The 17,243-nt window shown below is 77.6% G+C and carries 17 protein-coding genes and 1 tRNA gene; 13 read left to right on the top strand and 5 right to left on the bottom strand.

Annotation, left to right across the window (positions count from 1 at the left end; all coding sequences use genetic code 11):
- The first annotated feature begins 121 nt into the window (after positions 1-121).
- The 5 genes from ACI79Z_RS15330 (at position 122) to ACI79Z_RS15350 (ending at position 5,190) form a co-directional block, all read left to right on the top strand.
- Positions 122-697 (top strand): PAS domain-containing protein, encoded by a 576-nt coding sequence (locus ACI79Z_RS15330; protein ID WP_456903118.1) that lies wholly within the window; start codon positions 122-124, stop codon positions 695-697.
- A 1-nt stretch (position 698) separates the two neighbouring features.
- Complete coding sequence (locus ACI79Z_RS15335; RefSeq protein WP_456903119.1) at positions 699-1,649, top strand: methyl-accepting chemotaxis protein; 951 nt, start codon at positions 699-701, stop codon at positions 1,647-1,649.
- Positions 1,650-1,781: 132 nt separating this feature from the next.
- Positions 1,782-4,463 carry an ATP-binding protein gene (locus ACI79Z_RS15340; protein ID WP_456903120.1) on the top strand — a complete coding sequence of 894 codons (2,682 nt, stop codon included), beginning with the start codon at positions 1,782-1,784 and terminating at the stop codon, positions 4,461-4,463.
- Positions 4,464-4,524: 61 nt separating this feature from the next.
- A tRNA-Gly gene (locus ACI79Z_RS15345) sits at positions 4,525-4,595 on the top strand.
- A gap of 61 nt (positions 4,596-4,656) precedes the next feature.
- Positions 4,657-5,190: a TOPRIM nucleotidyl transferase/hydrolase domain-containing protein gene (locus ACI79Z_RS15350; protein ID WP_387992023.1), complete on the top strand. Its 534-nt coding sequence runs from the start codon at positions 4,657-4,659 to the stop codon at positions 5,188-5,190.
- Between the two features lie 10 nt (positions 5,191-5,200).
- Here the strand turns inward: ACI79Z_RS15350 and ACI79Z_RS15355 are convergent, their stop codons facing one another.
- Positions 5,201-6,559 (bottom strand): aminotransferase class V-fold PLP-dependent enzyme, encoded by a 1,359-nt coding sequence (locus ACI79Z_RS15355; protein WP_456903121.1) that lies wholly within the window; start codon positions 6,557-6,559, stop codon positions 5,201-5,203.
- Between the two features lie 130 nt (positions 6,560-6,689).
- Here ACI79Z_RS15355 and ACI79Z_RS15360 point away from each other — a divergent pair, with 130 nt between their 5' ends.
- The 4 genes from ACI79Z_RS15360 (at position 6,690) to ACI79Z_RS15375 (ending at position 12,043) form a co-directional block, all read left to right on the top strand.
- On the top strand, positions 6,690-8,906 hold the full coding sequence (locus ACI79Z_RS15360) for a putative bifunctional diguanylate cyclase/phosphodiesterase (protein ID WP_456903122.1): 2,217 nt from the start codon (positions 6,690-6,692) through the stop codon (positions 8,904-8,906).
- Between the two features lie 70 nt (positions 8,907-8,976).
- A complete protein-coding gene (locus ACI79Z_RS15365) occupies positions 8,977-9,789 on the top strand; it encodes a putative protein N(5)-glutamine methyltransferase (RefSeq protein WP_456903123.1) in 813 nt (270 codons plus the stop codon).
- Positions 9,790-9,840: 51 nt separating this feature from the next.
- The gene (locus ACI79Z_RS15370) at positions 9,841-10,323 is read left to right on the top strand and encodes a universal stress protein (RefSeq protein WP_387992011.1); all 483 of its coding nucleotides are present in this window, start codon (positions 9,841-9,843) and stop codon (positions 10,321-10,323) included.
- 67 nt (positions 10,324-10,390) lie between these two features.
- The gene (locus ACI79Z_RS15375; protein WP_456903124.1) at positions 10,391-12,043 is read left to right on the top strand and encodes a GAF domain-containing protein; all 1,653 of its coding nucleotides are present in this window, start codon (positions 10,391-10,393) and stop codon (positions 12,041-12,043) included.
- A gap of 16 nt (positions 12,044-12,059) precedes the next feature.
- Here the strand turns inward: ACI79Z_RS15375 and ACI79Z_RS15380 are convergent, their stop codons facing one another.
- The 4 genes from ACI79Z_RS15380 to ACI79Z_RS15395 form a co-directional block, all read right to left on the bottom strand.
- Positions 12,060-12,701 (bottom strand): response regulator transcription factor, encoded by a 642-nt coding sequence (locus tag ACI79Z_RS15380; protein ID WP_456903125.1) that lies wholly within the window; start codon positions 12,699-12,701, stop codon positions 12,060-12,062.
- Between the two features lie 69 nt (positions 12,702-12,770).
- A complete protein-coding gene (locus tag ACI79Z_RS15385) occupies positions 12,771-13,799 on the bottom strand; it encodes a type III polyketide synthase (RefSeq protein WP_387992002.1) in 1,029 nt (342 codons plus the stop codon).
- Positions 13,800-13,839: 40 nt separating this feature from the next.
- Positions 13,840-14,622, bottom strand: coding sequence for a methyltransferase domain-containing protein (locus ACI79Z_RS15390; protein WP_456903126.1), 783 nt, complete (start codon positions 14,620-14,622; stop codon positions 13,840-13,842).
- An 8-nt stretch (positions 14,623-14,630) separates the two neighbouring features.
- Complete coding sequence (locus ACI79Z_RS15395; RefSeq protein WP_456903127.1) at positions 14,631-14,975, bottom strand: DUF3140 domain-containing protein; 345 nt, start codon at positions 14,973-14,975, stop codon at positions 14,631-14,633.
- Between the two features lie 109 nt (positions 14,976-15,084).
- Here ACI79Z_RS15395 and ACI79Z_RS15400 point away from each other — a divergent pair, with 109 nt between their 5' ends.
- The 4 genes from ACI79Z_RS15400 (at position 15,085) to ACI79Z_RS15415 (ending at position 17,127) form a co-directional block, all read left to right on the top strand.
- Positions 15,085-15,675: a DUF6328 family protein gene (locus tag ACI79Z_RS15400; RefSeq protein ID WP_387991993.1), complete on the top strand. Its 591-nt coding sequence runs from the start codon at positions 15,085-15,087 to the stop codon at positions 15,673-15,675.
- 33 nt (positions 15,676-15,708) lie between these two features.
- Positions 15,709-16,635, top strand: a complete 927-nt coding sequence (locus tag ACI79Z_RS15405) for a ribokinase (protein WP_456903128.1) — start codon at positions 15,709-15,711, stop codon at positions 16,633-16,635.
- Positions 16,636-16,706: 71 nt separating this feature from the next.
- Positions 16,707-16,859: a hypothetical protein gene (locus ACI79Z_RS15410; RefSeq protein ID WP_456903129.1), complete on the top strand. Its 153-nt coding sequence runs from the start codon at positions 16,707-16,709 to the stop codon at positions 16,857-16,859.
- Between the two features lie 139 nt (positions 16,860-16,998).
- Entirely contained in the window at positions 16,999-17,127 is a 129-nt protein-coding gene (locus tag ACI79Z_RS15415; RefSeq protein ID WP_456903130.1) for a hypothetical protein, read from the top strand.
- Positions 17,128-17,243 lie beyond the last annotated feature (116 nt).

Consider the following 17,243-nt stretch of genomic DNA (forward strand, 5'->3'; position numbering starts at 1 on the left):
CGCCGGGCGCCCCCTCCGCTTCCCGCGGGACGGAGGTCCCGGACCCCCCGGTTCGGGTCGTGTCCGGACCGTTCCTGCCGATACCTGCCGGGACGACCCGCCGGACGCAGGAGGACACCGCGTGCTGGACACCCGCCCCCGGACCGCACCGCGCGCCGGCCGCCTCGCCGTGCGGCCGACGGGTGAGGAGCGGACGTTCGCGGCCGAGGAGCTCATCGTCTCCAAGACCGACCTGCGCGGGGTGATCACGTACGCGAACGACGTGTTCCTGCGGGTGGGCGCCTACACCCTCGACGAGGTCATCGGGCAGCCGCACAACCTCATCCGGCACCCCGACATGCCGCGCGCGGTGTTCACGCTGCTGTGGGACACCCTCGCCGCCCGGCAGGAGCTGTTCGCCTACATCGACAACCTGGCCGCCGACGGCGCGCACTACTGGGTGCTGGCGCACGTGACGCCGTCCTACGGCGCCGACGGGTCGGTCGTGGGCTACCACTCCAACCGCCGCCGGCCCTCCCGCCGGGCGGTCGACCGCGTCCGCCCGATCTACGAGCGCCTCCTGGCCGAGGAGCGGCGGCACCCGAACGCCCGCGCGGCCGTCGCGGCGTCGTCCGAGCTGTTCGACCGGCTGATCGGCGAGCACGCGGCGTCCTACGCGGACTTCGTGTGGTCGGTCATCGCCGAGGAGGAGGACTGAGATGGCACGCTCCCGCACCCGCTCCGACGCCGCGGAGCTCGAGGTCCACCGCGCGTTCGTGCGCCGGCTGACCGAGACCTGCGAGGCGGCCGCGCGCGGGGACCTGGAGGCGCGGGCCGTGCCGGTCGACGGCTCGGACGCCGTGCCGGAACTGGCCGCGCTGCGGCACGGCGTCAACCGCGCGCTCGACGTCAGCGACGCCTTCGTGCGCGAGTCCCGGGCGGCGCTGGCCGCCGCCGCCGAGGGCCGCTTCCACCGCAGCGTCCTGCGCACCGGGCTGCACGGCGCCTACCGGCACGCGGCCACCGACATCAACACCGCCCGCGACGCCATGCGGGCGACCGCCGGGCGGGTCACCGAGGCGCAGACCTCGCGGCTGCGGCTGGCCGACGCGTTCGAGTCGGTGGTGCTGGCGATGAGCGAGCAGGTCGCGACGGCGGCCACGGAGATGAGCGCGTCCGCCGCCGGGCTGACCAGCGCGGCGGCGGCGGCGTCGGCCGAGGTGGGCAACGCGACCGGCACGCTCGGCTCCCTGACCCGCACCTCGGCCGAGATCCGCGAGGTCATCGCCCTCATCGAGTCCGTGGCCGCGCAGACCCGCCTGCTGGCGCTCAACGCCACGATCGAGGCCGCCCGCGCCGGGGAGGCCGGCAAGGGTTTCGCCGTCGTCGCCTCCGAGGTCAAGGACCTCGCCGACCAGACCGCGCAGGCCACCGAGCGGGTGACCGCGCAGGTCGAGGCGATCCGCGCGGCCTGCGACGACGTCACCGCCGTCATCGGCTCGGTCGGCACCACGGTCACCGACATGAACGGCCTGGTCGACGGGATCGCCGCGGCCGTCGACGGCACGGCGTCGCTGGGTACCGCGGACACCGACGTCACCGGCCTGTCCCAGATGGCCGAGCGGCTGCGCTCGGAGGCCACCGGGTTCCTGGCCGAGATGCGGCGCTGACCCCGGCACGGCCGGTGGGGTCCCGGGTCACGGATGTACCGTTCGAGCAGCGGGGAGCAGCTCGGCTCCCGAGGTCCTGACGCGCCGGCGGCGGTCCCGCCCGCGTCCGCACGGCTGTGCCGGGAGGTGTGCGTGGCGCCGGATCCCGTCGCGTCCGGCGGGGTCCGCGGCGTCGCGCCGGGCCCCGGGACCGAGGACGTCTTCGCCGGCGGCAGCGAGAACGGCCGGCTGATGGCCGCCTTCGACTGGGCGACGACGCCGGTCGGGCCGGTGGAGAGCTGGCCGGCGAGCCTGCGCTACGCCGTCCGCACCGTGCTGGCCTCGCGGTTCCCCATGATCCTGACCTGGGGCCCGGAGTACACGCAGTTCTACAACGACGCCTACGCCACGCTGATCGGCGCGAAGCACCCCGGCGCCATCGGCGACGACCTGCGGATCACCCTCGCCGAGGGCTGGGCCGCGCTGCAGGAGCCGGTCGAGCGGGCGATGGCCACCCGCGAGGCCTCGTGGATCCCGCAGCTCCTGCTGCTGCTCGAGCGCGCCGGCTACCGCGAGGAGACCTACTTCACCGTCTCGCACGCCCCCGCCTTCGGGGACGACGGCGAGGTGGCCGGGATGCACGCGGTGTGCACCGAGGTGACCCGCCAGGTGGTGGCCGAGCGGCGGCAGCGGCTGCTGCACGAGGTGGCCACCGCGGCCGGCCGGCGCGAGGACGAGCGCGACCTGGCCGTCCGGGTGTGCGGGGCGCTGGGGGCCGACCCGCTCGACGTCCCGTTCGCCGCGGTCTACCTGGGCGACGGCGAGGGCCGGCTGCACCGGGTGGCCACCGCGGGCGTCGGCGCCGCGGCGCTGCCGGCGGCGGTGGGCGCGGCGGCCGAGCTCGGCGCGGTCGACGTCGCTGGCCTGCACGTGCCCGGCGGGCCGTTCGGTGACGAGGTGGAGCGGGCGGTCGCGCTGCCGCTGTCGGGCGGGGCGGGGCGCGAGACGGTGGGCGCCCTGCTGGTCGGCGTCAGCCCCAACCGGGCGCTGGACGAGGAGTACCGCACCTTCCACCAGCTGCTGGCCGCGCAGGTCGCCGGCGCGGTCACCGACGCGCGCGCCTACGCCGCCGAGCGCGCCCGGGCGGAGGCGCTGGCCGAGCTGGACCGGGCCAAGACGACGTTCTTCTCCGACGTCAGCCACGAGCTGCGCACGCCGCTGACCCTGCTGCTGGCCCCGATCGCCGACGCGCTCGCCGACTCGGGCGGGGAGCTGCCGGAGCCGGTGCGCGAGCGGCTCACCCTCGCCCTGCGCAACGGCCAGCGGCTCAAGCGCCTGGTCGACGACCTGCTGGAGTTCGTGAGCATCGAGGCCGGGCGCACGGCCGCGGTGCGGGTGGCCACGGACCTCGCCGCCTGCACCGGCGAGCTGGCCGGCGTGCTGCGCGCCGCGGCCGAGCGGGCCGGCCTGACCCTCGACGTCGACTGCCCGCCGCTGCCCCGCCCCGCCGCGGTGGACCCGCGGATGTGGGAGAAGGTCGTCCTCAACCTGGTCGCCAACGCGGTCAAGTACACCTTCGTCGGCGGCATCACCGTCTCCCTGCGCGCCCAGGGCGACGAGGTGGTCCTGCAGGTGGCCGACACCGGCGTGGGCATCCCCGCCGCCGAGCTGCCGGCGCTGTTCGAGCGGTTCCACCGGGTGACCGGCTCCCCCGCGCGCAGCCGGGAGGGCACCGGCCTGGGCCTGGCGATGGTCCGGGAGCTGGTCGCGCTGCACGGCGGCACCGTGGAGGTGGAGAGCGAGCCCGGCGCCGGGAGCACCTTCACCGTGCGGCTGCCCTTCGGCGAGCCGGACACCGACACCCCGCCGCCCGCGTCGGCAGCCGCGGTCCGCGCGGCCGCGCTCACCCCGTGGGACGACGACCTGTGCCGGCCCGCCCCGTCGCCCGACCCGCTGGGCACCGTGCTCGTCGTCGACGACAACGCCGACATGCGCGCCTACCTCGCCCGGCTGCTGTCGCCGTCGTGGACGGTGCGGACGGCGGCCGACGGCGAGGCGGCCCTGCGCGACGTCGCGCGGGTGCGTCCCGACGTCGTCCTGAGCGACGTGATGATGCCGGGCCTGGACGGGTTCGGGCTGCTGCGCGCGCTGCGGGCCGACCCCGCGACGCGCGCCGTCCCGGTGGTCATGCTCACCGCGCGGGCCGGGCAGGAGGCCGCGGTCGAGGGCTTCGACGCCGGCGTCGACGACTACCTGCCCAAGCCGTTCGAGTCCGCGGAGCTGCTCGGCCGGCTGCGCGCGGTCCTCGAGCGCTCCCGGGGCCGGCGGGAGCCGGCGCCCCCGGCTGCCCCGTCGCCGTCCGCCCCGGCCGTCCCCGCTCCCGCGCCGCCGCGTCCCCGCGCCGCCGACGCCGTCCCGGCCGCCCCCGCGGCGCCGGCCCCGGCGCACCTCCCGGGTGCGACGACGACGACCTGGCGGTTCCCCTCGAGCGCGGCGGCGATCCCGCCGCTGCGCCGCCGGCTGCGGGCGCTGCTCACCGACGCCGGCCTGGACGAGGACCGCGTCCACGACCTCGTGCTGGCCGCCTGCGAGGCAGCCACCAACGCGGTGGAGCACGCGCAGGACCCGCGCGAGCCGTACGTGGACGTCCGGGTGGCCGTCGACGGCGGCGCGGTGGAGATCGCGGTGCGCGACCACGGGCAGTGGAAGGAGCGGACGTCGAGCATGGACCGCGGCCGCGGCTCGATGCTCATGAGCGCGTTCGCCGACGTCACCGCGGTTCCGGGGCCGGAGGGGACCACGGTGACCATCCGCAGCCCCCGGCCCGCCGGCTGACCCCGGCCTGCCGACCGATGCCGCCGCCCTTGCTACGCTGGCGTCCGGCCGTCAGGCCGTCGCGGGTGTAGTTCAATGGCAGAACATCAGCTTCCCAAGCTGACAGTGCGGGTTCGATTCCCGTCACCCGCTCTCCTCCGCTCCACCCGGCAACCCGGTGGCCTCCCCGCCCCCCGCGTGGGACCGTCCGCCCGTGCCGCTCCCGCCCGTCCTCCGCGCGGTGGTGCTCGTCGAGGGGGTCAGCGACCGCGAGGCCGTGCTGGCGGCCGCGCGGGGCCTGGGCCGGGACCTGGCCGCCGAGGGCGTGGACGTGGTCGCGATGGGCGGTGCACACGCCGTCCGCCGCCACCTGGCCGCGATCGGTCCCGGCGTCCGCGTGGCCGGCCTCTACGACCTCGCCGAGCGGGACGTCGTCCGCCGGGCGCTCGGGGTGCCCGACCCGGCGACGGCCGGGTTCTCCGCCTGCGTCGCCGACCTCGAGGACGAGCTCGTCCGGGCGGTGGGGACGGCCGGGGTCGAGGCGGCCGTCGCCGAGCACCGCGAGGCCCACGCCCTGACCACCTTCCGGCGGCAGCCGGCGCAGCGCGGGCGCCCGGCCGACGCGCAGCTGCGCCGCTTCCTCGGCACCACCAGCGGGCGCAAGGCCCGCTACGCGCGCGCCCTCGTCGAGCGGCTGGAGCCCGCGGCGTACCCGCCGCCGCTGAGGTCGCTGCTCGCCCGCGTCTGACCTCCCGGGGTCAGGCCCCCAGCAGGACCGGCGTCCGCGCCTCACCGGGCAGGTACTCGCCCCGCTCGTCGACGCGGTAGCGGGCGCTCTCCTCCGGCGTCGCCGCGACGGTGCGCAGCGCCGCCCCGAGCGCCGCGACGTCGTCCAGGGTCGTCCCGCGGTTGGCGCTGGCGCGCACGGCGCCGGGCAGCCGGACCTCGCCGGCCCGGGCCGCGTCGTGGAAGGCGCGGACCTGCTCCTCGCTCAGTTCCAGCAGGCGGGCCATGTACGGGTGGGCGCAGAAGCAGCCGCTGCGCACGCCGATCCCGAACTCCGCGGACAGCCGGGCGGCCACCAGACCGTGCGGGAGGTCGTCGAGGAGGAAGGCCGCCACGGGCAGCCGGTCCCCCGTCACCGGGCCGAGGCGGCGCAGCCCCGGGACCGTCGCGAGCTCGGCGTCCAGCGCCGCGGTGAGGGCGCGCTCGTGGGCGAGCAGGCCGGGCCAGTCCTCGGCCAGCTCCTCGGCCGCGGCGGCCAGCGCGACCGCGCCGACGACGTTCGGCGAACCGGCCTCGTCCCGGTCGGGGGCACCGGCCCACACGACGTCGTCGAAGGAGACCGCCCGGACCGCGCCGCCGCCGACCAGCAGGGGCTCGCCGCGGCCGAGCAGGCTCCGCGGGGCGACGAGCGCGCCGGCGCCGAAGGGCGCGTACGCCTTGTGCCCCGACAGGGCGAGGGCGTCGACGCCGAGGGCGGTCACGTCGATCGGCCGGTGCGGCGCCAGCTGGGCGGCGTCCACCACCACGAACACGCCGCGCTCCCGGGCGGCGGCGGTGATGGCGGCCAGGTCGGGCAGCCAGCCGGTGACGTTGGAGGCGCCGGTGAGGGCCAGGACTCGCGGGGTCGGGCGCTGGTCGAGCGCGGCGACGACGTCCTCGGCCGTGAAGGTCCCCCCGGCGCCGACCTCGACCACCCGCAGCCGCGCGGCGCGGCGCCACGGCAGCAGGTTGGCGTGGTGCTCGACCGCGGTGGTGAGCACCACGTCGTCCGGCTCGAGCCCGAGCCGGAACGCCAGCGCGTTCAGCGCCTCGGTGGTGTTGCGGACGAAGACGGTCTCGTGCGTGGCGGGGTCCGCCCCGACGAAGGCGAGCACGGTCTCGCGGGCGGCCTCGTAGCGGGCGCTGGTGTACCGGGACTTCGCGCCGGCACCGCGGTGCACGCTCGAGTAGCGGGGCAGGAACTCCTGCACCGCCCGGGCCACCCGGACCGACGACGAGCTGGTAGCCGCGGCGTCGAGGTCGACGTAGCGGGTGAGCCCCCCGCCGGCCGTCGGGACGCGGACGTCCTCGCCGACGAGCCGGCCCGGGGAGGTGTCGGGAACCAGTCGCATGGGATCCCCATCGGCACGTCCCGGCCGAAATCGAGCCCGGCGCCGCGCCTCCCGCCCGGGTCCACCCCCTGAGGGTGATCTCCGGTCACCGGCCTCAAAGCGCCCGGGCACGGTGACGACGTCCCTGGGCATGAGTGCCTTGCAGCTCCGGGTCGACGGCGACCGGCGACGGCCCCGGGGTTTCCGTCTCACCTCGCGGGTGTTCTGGGACCTCGCGGTGTGGATGGTCGGCCTCGGCATCGCGGTCGGGCTGGTCTTCCCGCCGTTCGCCACGGGCCTCGGGGTCCCCGCCCAGTACGCCGACCGCCCGGTGTTCCGGGCGGCCTGTCTCGTCGCCGGCTTCCTGGTCGGCGGGCTGAGCTACACGCTGTGCCGGTGCCTGGTCGGTGGGCGGCTGGCCGTCCTCAGCACCCACCTGCACTCGGTGGCGCAGACCATCTCGCACGCCAGCCGGACCGGGGACTGGTCGCAGTCGACGTCGCAGCGGATCACCGTGGACTCCGACGACCAGCTCGGCGAGACCGCCCGCGCCTTCAACAGCCTGCTCGACGCCCTGGAGGCGGGGGAGCACTTCCGGTCGCTGGTCCGCAACGCCTCGGACGTCATCACCGTCGTCGACACCGCGGGCACCGTGACGTACCAGACCCCGTCGGTGGGCTGGGTCCTCGGCTACCCGCCGGGGACGCTGATCGGCACCGACGTCCACGACCTGGTCCACCCCGAGGACGTGCGGGGCTTCCGCGAGCACCTCGGCCGCGTGGCCGCCGGGGAGCCGCCGGCGACCTGGCCGGCCGCCCGCATGCGGCACCGCAACGGCTCCTGGCGCTGGACCGACACCGCCGCCCGCAACCTGCTCGACGACCCGGCCGTCAGCGGCATCGTGCTCACCACGCGCGACACCAGCGACCGCAAGGAGCTCGAGGACCAGCTGCGCGTGCAGGCCTTCCACGACCCCCTGACCGGCCTGCCCAACCGGGCGCTGTTCATGGAGCGCCTGCGCGCGGCGGAGGAACGCGAGCGGGTCACCGGCACCCCGTCGGCGGTGCTGTTCCTGGACCTGGACAACCTCAAGACCGTCAACGACAACCTCGGCCACGACGGCGGCGACGCCCTGCTGCGGGTGGTCGCCCAGCGGGTCGGCGGCTGCCTGCGCCCCGAGGACACCCTCGCCCGCCTGGCCGGCGACGAGTTCGCCGTGCTGATGAGCGGCGCGCGCAGCGGAGAGCTGGCGCCCCTGGTCGCCGAGCGCGTGCTGGCCGCCCTCGCCCAGCCGGTCCACGTCGCCGACCGCGCCGTCCGCGCCAGCGTGAGCATGGGCATCGCCACCTCGGCGACGTGCGCCGCCAGCGGCCTGGGCCTGCTGCGCGCGGCGGACATCGCCATGTACGTGGCCAAGTCCAGCGGCAAGGGGCGCTACGAGACCTTCCAGCCCAGCCACCACGCCGCGCACCTCGAGCGCGAGCGCCTGCTCGCCGACCTCTACCAGGCGCTGGACCGGCAGGAGCTCGTCCTCCACTACCAGCCGATCGTCGACCTGGCGTCGGCCACGACCAGCGGCTACGAGGCCCTGGTGCGCTGGCAGCACCCCACGCACGGGCTGGTGCCGCCGGCGCGGTTCATCGCGCTGGCCGAGGACAGCGGCCTGATCGTCCCGATCGGCCGCTGGGTGCTCCGGGAGGCCACCCGCCAGGCCGCCGCGTGGCAGCGACCGGACGGCAGCGGCCCGCGGATGAGCGTCAACGTGTCGGTGCGCCAGTTCCAGCACCCCAGCCTCGTCGGCGACGTCGCCGAGGCGCTGGACCGCTCCGGCCTGGACCCGCGGCGGCTGACCCTCGAGATCACCGAGTCGCTGCTCGTGCAGGACGCCGCCGCCACCACCGGCAAGCTGGAGGAGGTCAAGGACCTCGGCGTCCGGTTGGCCCTCGACGACTTCGGCACCGGCTACTCGTCACTGGGCTACCTGCGCCGGTTCCCCATCGACGTCCTCAAGATCGACAAGTCCTTCGTCGACGGCGTGGCCACGAGCCCGGAGGACCACGCGGTCATCGGCGCGATCGTGCAGCTGGGCCAGACGCTCGGCCTGGACCTCGTGGCCGAGGGCATCGAGACCGCCGACGAGCTGGCCGCGCTCCGCGGGCTCGGCGTCGGGTACGGGCAGGGCTACCACCTCGGTCGTCCCCTGCCCGCCGCGGCGCACGAGGAGGCGGTGCACCAGAAGGCGGTGCACGAGGAGGCGGTGGCCACCGGGGCCGAGCGCCGCCGGCCGCACTCCCCCGGCGCCGCCCTGCGGGCCGCCCCGGTGCCCCGCACCACCGGGCAGGACGTCCCGGCCGCGTCCCCGCACTGACGCCCGGCCGGGCCGCGGACCGGCGGCCGTGCCAGGGTCTGTCCGTGGACCCGTCCCGCGGAGGCCGGGGATGAGCCCGGGGCTCTCCGCCGCGGCCACCGACGCCCTCGTCGCGCGGCTGCGCGCCGCCGGCTGCGTCTTCGCCGAGGACGAGGCCCGCCTGCTGACCGCCGCCGCGGCCACACCGGAGGAGCTCGACGCCCTCGCCGGACGGCGGGTGGCCGGCGAGCCGCTGGAGCACGTCCTCGGCGAGGTGGAGTTCTGCGGCCTGCGGGTCTCCGTCGGCCCCGGGGTCTTCGTGCCGCGGCGGCGCACCGCGGCCCTGGTCGCGCGGGCGGTGGAGGTGGCGCGGGCGGCGCGGGACCGGCACGGGCGCCCGCCGGTCGCGGTCGACCTGTGCTGCGGCTGCGGCGCGGTCGGCCTCGCGCTGGCCACCGCCGTCGAGCTGGCCGAGCTGCACGCCGCCGACGTCGCCCCCGCCGCGCTGCACCACGCCCGGCGCAACCTCGCGCCGGTGGGCGGGCAGGTGCACGGCGGCGACCTGTTCGACGCGCTGCCGCGGCGGCTGCACGGGCGGGTCGACGTCCTGGTGGTCAACGCGCCGTACGTGCCCACCGCGGCGCTGCCCCTGCTGCCGCCCGAGGCGCGCCTGCACGAGCCCCGGACGGCGCTCGACGGGGGCGCGGACGGCCTCGACGTGCACCGGCGCGTGGCCGCGGGCGCCCCGGCCTGGCTCGCCCCGGGCGGGGTCCTGCTGGCCGAGGCGGGGGAGGACCAGGCGCCCGTGCTCGCCGCGGTGCTCGCCGCCGCCGGGCTGCGGCCGGACGTCCACGGCCCCGGGGAGGACGGGACCGCGGTCGTCACGGGGGCCCGCGGGGGCTGACCGGGCCCTTGGTCCCTGTCCCGACGCGCCGCGTGTCGCGAGGATCACTGCATGGCAGATCCGACCGCTCCCGTTCCGCCCGAGGACCGGTCCCTTCAGCCCGTCGAGCCCGTCCGGCTCGTCCCGCAGTTCTCCCGTCGTCCCGCGCCCTCGCTCGTCGTCCACGTCGACGGCTCGCCCTCCGGCTACGGCGCCCTGGTCTGGGCGCTGCGCGAGGCGGCCCGCCGCGAGGGGACCGTGCTCGCCGTCGACGTCGTCGACGGCGGCGAGAGGACGCTGACCGGACAGCGCGCGGCCGCGGAGCAGACCCGCGCCGTGGTCCTCGAGCGGATCGAGGCCCAGGTCGTCCGCGCCATCGCCGAGACGGGCGTGACCGGCCGCGTCCGCACCGCCACCCTGGAGCGGCCGCTGCTCGAGGCCCTCGTCGGCGCCGGCCGCGGCGGTGACCTGGTGCTGGTGAACGGATCGGGACGCGCCCTCCTGCGGCAGGTCGTGCCGCGCCACCCGAGCCGCCGCCTCGCGCACGGTGCGTGAGCCCTCCGGCGGGACCACCCCGGCGGACGGCCGCCCCGACGCGCAGCAGGACCCCTCCGGACGGGCCGTGACCCCGCCCGGCCCGGAGGGCACGCCGCCGGCGCTCGCCGCCGGCGTGCGGGCGGCCGCGGCCGGCGAGCACCTCGAGGCGACGCTGCACGCCATCGTCGAGGCGGCGGTCGCGCACGCCGACGCCACCTACGGCGCGCTCGGCGTCCTCACCCGCGACGGGCGGCGGCTGGACCGCTTCGTCATCGTCGGCATGGACGAGGAGACGCGCGCCGGCATCGACCGCCTCCCGGCCGGCGCCGGCATCCTCGGCCTGCTGGTCGACCACCCCCGGCCGCTGCGGCTCGACGACCTCGGGTCCCACCCCGACTCCGTCGGCTTCCCGGCCGGCCACCCGCCGATGCAGTCCTTCCTCGGGGTGCCGGTGTGCGTCCGCGACGCCGTCTTCGGCCACCTCTACCTGACCGAGAAGCGCACCGGCGGCCCGTTCACCGAGGCCGACGAGGAGGCGGTGCTGGCGCTGGCCGCGGCCGCGGGCCTGGCCATCGAGAACGCGCGGCTGGCGGAGGCCGCCGAGCGCCGCCGGGCGTGGGTGCAGGCCGGCACCGAGGTGGCCACCGAGCTGCTGTCGGGTGAGGACCCGGCCGAGGTGCTGCTGACGGTGGCCGAACGGGCCGTCGCGCTGAGCGACGCCGAGGCCGGGGCACTGCTCATCGCACAGGAGGGCGACCCCGAGGCGCTGACCATCGTGGCCTCGGCCGGTTACATGGCCGGCGAGCTCGACGGGGTGCGGGTCCCGCTCGAGGACACCCACGTCGGCCGGGTGCACCGCACCGGGCTGGGGGAGCTGGTCGAGGACGTCGCGGCGGACCCCGTGCTGGGCCGGCACGCCGAGGTCGCCGTCGAGCTCGTCCGCGGCGCCCGCTCCGCGGTCATCGTCCCGCTCGGCCCGGCCCTGGGGACCCTGGTCTGCCTGCGCCGCGCCGACCGGGAGCCGTTCGACGCGGAGGTCCTCGAGGCGCTGTCCGCGTTCGCCGGTCAGGCGGGGCTGGCCCTGGAGCTGGCGCGCAGCCAGCGGCGCGAGCGCCGGCTGCAGGTGCAGGCCGACCGCGACCGGATCGCCCGTGACCTGCACGACCACGTCGTCCAGCGGATCTACGCGACGGCGCTCTCGCTGGACCGGATCAGCCGGGCGCTGGAGGAGGTCGACCCCTACGCCGCCCGCCGCATCGGGCGCAGCGTCGACGAGCTGGACGGGACGCTGCGGCAGATCCGTTCGGCGATCTTCGGCCTCCACGACGACGTCGTCCCCGAGGGCCTGGCCGCGGGGGTGGCCGACGCCGTGCGGCAGGCCACGGAGGGCTCGGCGGTGCAACCGGGGCTGCGGCTGCGCGGCGACCTCGACGGCCTGCCCGCGGGCCTGGCCACCGACCTGCTGGCGGTGGTGCGGGAGCTCGTGACCAACGTCGTCCGGCACGCGGACGCGAGCCGGGTCGAGGTGTCGGTCGAGGTCGGGCAGGACGGGCCGGGCGCGCCGGTGTCCGTCCGGGTCACCGACGACGGCCGCGGGCTGCCCGCGGTCACGGTCCGCAGCGGGCTGGCCAACCTGGCCGAGCGGGCCGAGCGCCGCGGCGGCCGGCTGACCGCGACCGGGGGACCGGCGGGCACCGAGGTGACCTGGACGGTGCCGGGGTGGGCGCAGCGGTCCTGAGTGCCCGGCCCGCCGGTCAGGAGGACCGGCGGCCGCGCAGCTCGGTGGCCAGGATCGCGGCCTGGGTGCGCCGCTCCAGCCCCAGCTTGGCCAGCAGGTGGCTGGTGTAGTTCTTGACCGTCTTCTCGGCCAGGCCCATCCGCTCGCCGATCTGCCGGTTGGTCAACCCCTCCCCGATCAGCATGAGCACGGTGCGCTCCTGCTCGGTGAGCGCGGCCAGGCGCCGGTCGCCGTCGGGCCCGGACCCCGGCCGCCGCCCGGGCCAGCCCGCCAGCGTGCCGCCGCCCGCGACCGTGTGCACCGCCGAGACCAGGTCCGCGCCGCGCACCTGCTTCACGACGTAGCCGGCCGCCCCCGCCGACGCGGCCGCGGCGACGGCCGCCTCGTCGGCGTAGCTGGACAGCACCAGGCAGCGGACCCCGGGCAGCCGCTCCCCCAGCTCGCGGATCAGCTCGGCGCCGTCGCCGTCGGGCAGCCGCATGTCCACGAGGACGACGTCGGGCCGGACCGCCGGGCAGCGGGCCAGGGCCTCGGTGACGCTGCCCGCCTCGCCGACGACCGCCAGCCCCGGGTCGTCCTCGAGGACCTCCGCCACGCCCCGACGCACCACCTCGTGGTCGTCGACCAGGAACACGCGGACGGACGCACCGGTGACCATGACCGCCCCCCCTCCACGATCGTGATCAGGATCACAGAGGGTAGTGCGGATACGGAGGGTCCTGCGAGGTCAGATCGGCAGGAGCAACGCTGCGTACAGGGTCAACCCCGGTCCGAAGGCCATCGCGACCACCGGACCGTCGACGTCGCCGAGCTCCTGGAGGACGAGCAGCACGGTGGCCGAGGAGCAGTTGCCGTGCTCGGCCAGCACCCGGCGGGATGCCGCGACCTGCGCCTCGGCGAGGCCGAGCTCGTCGCGGGCGACGTCGATGATCCGCGGGCCCCCGGGGTGCACCGCCCACCCGGCGACGTCCTCGACCCGCAGGCCCGCGCCGTCGAGCAGCTCCGCGACGACGTCGCCCACGTGCCGGGACAGCACGTCGGGCACCCGCGGGGACAGGCCCATGCGGAAGCCGAGGTCGGTGACGTCCCAGGTCATGTGGTCGGCCGTCGAGGGGTCGGTGCGCGCCACCACGCCGGCCAGCCGCCGCCCGCGTGCGGCGCCGGGCTCGACGACGACGGCGGCCGCGGCGTCGGAGAACAGCGCGTGCGCGACCACCTGGTCCAGGTCCCGCTGCGCCGGCTGCACGTGCAGGCTGGTCAGCTCGCAGCACAGCAGCACCGCCGGGCGCGAGCGCGCGGCCACGAAGTCGCCGACGGCGGCCAGCCCGGGCAGCGCGGCATAGCAGCCCATGTGCCCGACCAGCAACCGCTGCAGACCGGCGGGCATGCCCAGGTCGCTGGCCAGCCGGATGTCCAGCCCGGGGGTCGCGTACCCGGTGCAGGTGGCGACGGCGAACAGGCCGACGTCGCCCGGCGCGAGGCCGGCGTCGTCGAGCGCCCCGGCGACCGCCTGCTTCCCCAGCGGCAGCGCCTCCTCCACGTAGCGGGCCATGCGCGCGCCGGTGCTCCACCGGCTGAGGTCCTCGTCGACCGGGTTGGCGACCGCGTGCCGGGTGCGCACGCCGGCGCTCGCCCAGATCCGCCGGGCGGCGCGGACGCCTTCGTAGTGGCGGGCGAAGAAGCCCTCCCACGCCGCGTCCTGGTCGAGGGTCGCCGGGAGGGCGGCTCCGGCGCCGGTCAGCACGGCGGCGCTCACCCGCGGGGCTCCCGGGGGAACGCGCTGCTCAGCGAGGCGATCACGCCCCGACCGTACGGGCGGGGGCGGTGCGGCGCTCCTCGGGTGGCGTGCCGTCACCCGGCGGACGCGCAGCGTCGCGCCGGCGGCCGTGGCCGGCGAACAGCACCGCCGTCGTGGGCAGCTCGCGCATGCGGACGACGTCGCGCCGGCCGAGCCGCCAGGCGACCAGGTCGCGCACCGACGGCCGCAGCCCCACGAGCCGCAGGTCCAGGCCGAGGCCGTCGGCGGCGGCGAGCAGCCGGCGCCGGTCGACGAACAGGGCGGGGTCGTGGATGCCCGGCGGCGGCCCGCCGGGGACGCGCTCCATGAGCCGGACGGCGATCAGCTCCGCCAGCCGGGTCGCGGCGATGGCGTCGATGACCAGCGTGCCGCCGGGGCGCAGCAGCCGCGCGGCCTCGGTGAGCACCGCGACGTCGTCGGCGACGTGCTCGAGGATCTCCCCGGCCACGACGACGTCGGCGCACCCGTCCCGCAGCGGCACCGCGAACACCGAGCCGCGGACGGCGCACACCCCGTGCCGGGCGGCCACCGCCAGCCCGGCGGCACCCAGGTCGACGCCGACGTGCCGGTAGCCCAGGCGGGCGGCGTGCGGGGCCATGAGCCCGCCGCCGCAGGCGAGGTCGACCAGCAGGGCGCCGGGGCCCGGCGCCGGGGGGATGTACCGGGCCCGGTGGGCGGCCAGCCAGTGCAGCATGGCGAAGCCGCCCGAGACCTCCCACCACTGGTCGGCCAGGTCGTCGTACTGGGCCGGGTCGTTGCGGCGGGGGTCGTCGATGCGCACGGGCGGGGTCAGCCCTTCTTCAGCGGGTCGTGGCCCCAGTTCATCAGCGAGTACCGCCACCTGGAGTCCTCGACGTCCTCCTTCGCCGGCTCCTGGGCCAGGTGCCGCTGGACGTAGCCGTGGACCTTCCGCATGTGCGCGTAGTCGTCGTCGGTGAGGTCGCCCTGCTCCTTGCGCAGGAGCTCGACGATCCGCCGTCCGGACTCGTGCCCGGTGGACTCCCCCGACCCGCCGCTCTTCTGCCCCACCGACTGCGACTCGTCGGTGGCCAGCCACCGCTCCAGCTCCGAGGCGCTCATGTTGACCGCCCCGTCGAAGTCCTTCTTGATCGCGTCCCGGTCGTCGTCGGCCACGGCCCCTCCTCGGTCGGTCTCCCCCGGGCGGTACCGCGGCGCCGACCTCGGGAAACGGCGCGCGGGCACGGGCCGGGTAGGCGGGCGCCGTCCCGGGTACCCGGGGGCCGTGGTGCCGGGTGGGGACGGCGACGGGAGGACGACGACGCGCGGGCGCGCCGGCGGCGTCGACGTCGCCACCGCGACCCAGAACGCCGAGGCCCGCGGGGAGAGCCTCGACCAGGTCCTCGACCGGAACCTCGCCGAGCTGCTGCAGGAGCTGCGGGTCGCGATCACCGGCGTGCAGGTGCTGTTCGCCTTCCTGCTCGGCCTGGCCTTCACCCAGCGGTTCACCGAGCTCGACGGCTTCCAGCTCACCGTCTACACCGTCACGCTGCTGGCCTCGGCGCTGGCGACGGTCGCCCTCATCGCCCCGGTCGCCTTCCACCGGCTGGTGTTCCGCCGGCGGCGCAAGGCGGTGCTCGTCGTCGTCGGCGACCGGCTGCTCCTGGTGGGCCTGGCCCTGCTGGTGCTGGCGATCAGCTCCGGCGTGCTGCTCGTCCTCGACGTCGCCCTGGGCCGCGGACCGGGCGTCGTCGCCGGGGTGGGCGTCCTGCTCGTCGGGACGGCGACCTGGTACGGGCTGCCGCTGTGGGCGCGGCGCGCGGACACCGCCCACCGGCCCGGCCCGCCGGACGACGGGGTGCGGCCCGCAGACTGAGCGCCGTCGTCACCGCGCTCCCGGAGGTCGCCCGTGTCCGTCACCGTCGTCGGCAGCCTCAACGAGGACGTGCTGGTCGCGGTCGGGCGGCTGCCCGGCCGCGGCGAGACCGTCGTCGGGCGGGCGGCGGTGCTCGCCCCCGGCGGCAAGGGCGCCAACCAGGCGGCGGCCGCCGGGCGGCTGGCCGGGTCCGGGGTGGCGATGGTCGGCCGGGTGGGCGACGACCCGGCGGGGGAGCGGCAGCGGGCGGCGCTGGCCGACGCCGGGGTGGACACCGCGCTGGTCCTCCCGACGCCGGGGCACCCGACCGGCTCGGCGACGATCCCGGTCGAGGACGGCAGCGGGGAGAACCTCATCGTCGTCGTCCCCGGGGCCAACGGGGAGCTGACGCCGGAGGACGTCGACGTGCCGGCCGTGCGGCGGGCCGCGGTGGTGCTCCTGCAGCTCGAGGTGCCCCTGCCGACCGTGCGGGCGGCCGCGGACGCGGCGTCGGGCACCGTCGTGCTCACCCCCGCGCCGCCGCAGCCGCTGCCGCCGGAGCTGCTGCGGCGGGTGGCGGTGCTGGTGCCCAACGAGCACGAGCTGGTGCAGCTGGCCGGCGCGGACCCGGGGCCGCGGGCGCCCGCGGAGCTGGCCGCCCTCGCCCGCACCCTCGGCGCCGCGGCCACCGTGGTGACCCTGGGCGCCCGGGGCGCGCTCGTGGTGCCGGCGGACGGTCCGGTGCTGCTGCAGGCGCCGCCGCCGGTCGAGCCGGTGGACACCACCGGCGCCGGCGACTGCCTGTGCGGCGCGCTCGGCGCCGCCCTCGCGCGGGGCGCGGACCTGGCGGGCGCGGTGCGGGAGGCGGTCGCGGCCGCGGCGCTGTCGACGACCGGGCCGGGCGCGCGGGGCGCCCTGCCCGACGCGGCCGCGGTCCGGGCGGTGCTGCCGCGGGTGCCCGCGGCGGTGCGCGTGGACTGACCCGGGGGTTGGCGGGCGCGCAGGTGGGCAAGGCCTCCCCGACCGCACCGCCGCATCCCGAGGAGGACGCCGTGACCGAGCCCGAACGGCCGCCGCGCACGCCCGAGCGCGCGGAGGGCGACCCGCCCGGCGACGAGGGCGACGCCGGGCGCACCCCGCGCTCCGAGGAGCCCGCCGAGGGGCAGCCGCTGGGCGACGGCCCGGCCGAGAGCCCCGACGTCTGACCGGGACGGACCCGTCCCGGCCGGGGCCCGGCACGGCCCGGCCGTGCCGCGCCCCGGGGTGGCGGACGTCCCACCCCCGGGCGGGTGCGGTCCCCGCCGGGGGCCGTTCCCCCGGGCCGGGCGGGGCAGGCCGGCCCGCATGGCCGAGGTGCGGCCCGAGGACCGGATCCGCGACGACGCCACCGGCACCCCGCCGGCCCCGGGGTCCGGTGCCGCCGAGCGCGTCGTCCGGCTGCCGGCCAACCCGCGCCGCACCCGCCGCGCCTGACGCGCCCGCCGCGTCGTCACAGCGGTCCCACGCTTCACCACCGCCCCGACCTGCGCGTTCGCCCCTCCGCACCCACGAGCGCGCAGCCGTGCCGGACACCCGGCGTGCCGCGAACT

The sequence above is a fragment of the Geodermatophilus sp. SYSU D00663 genome (assembly GCF_054050655.1).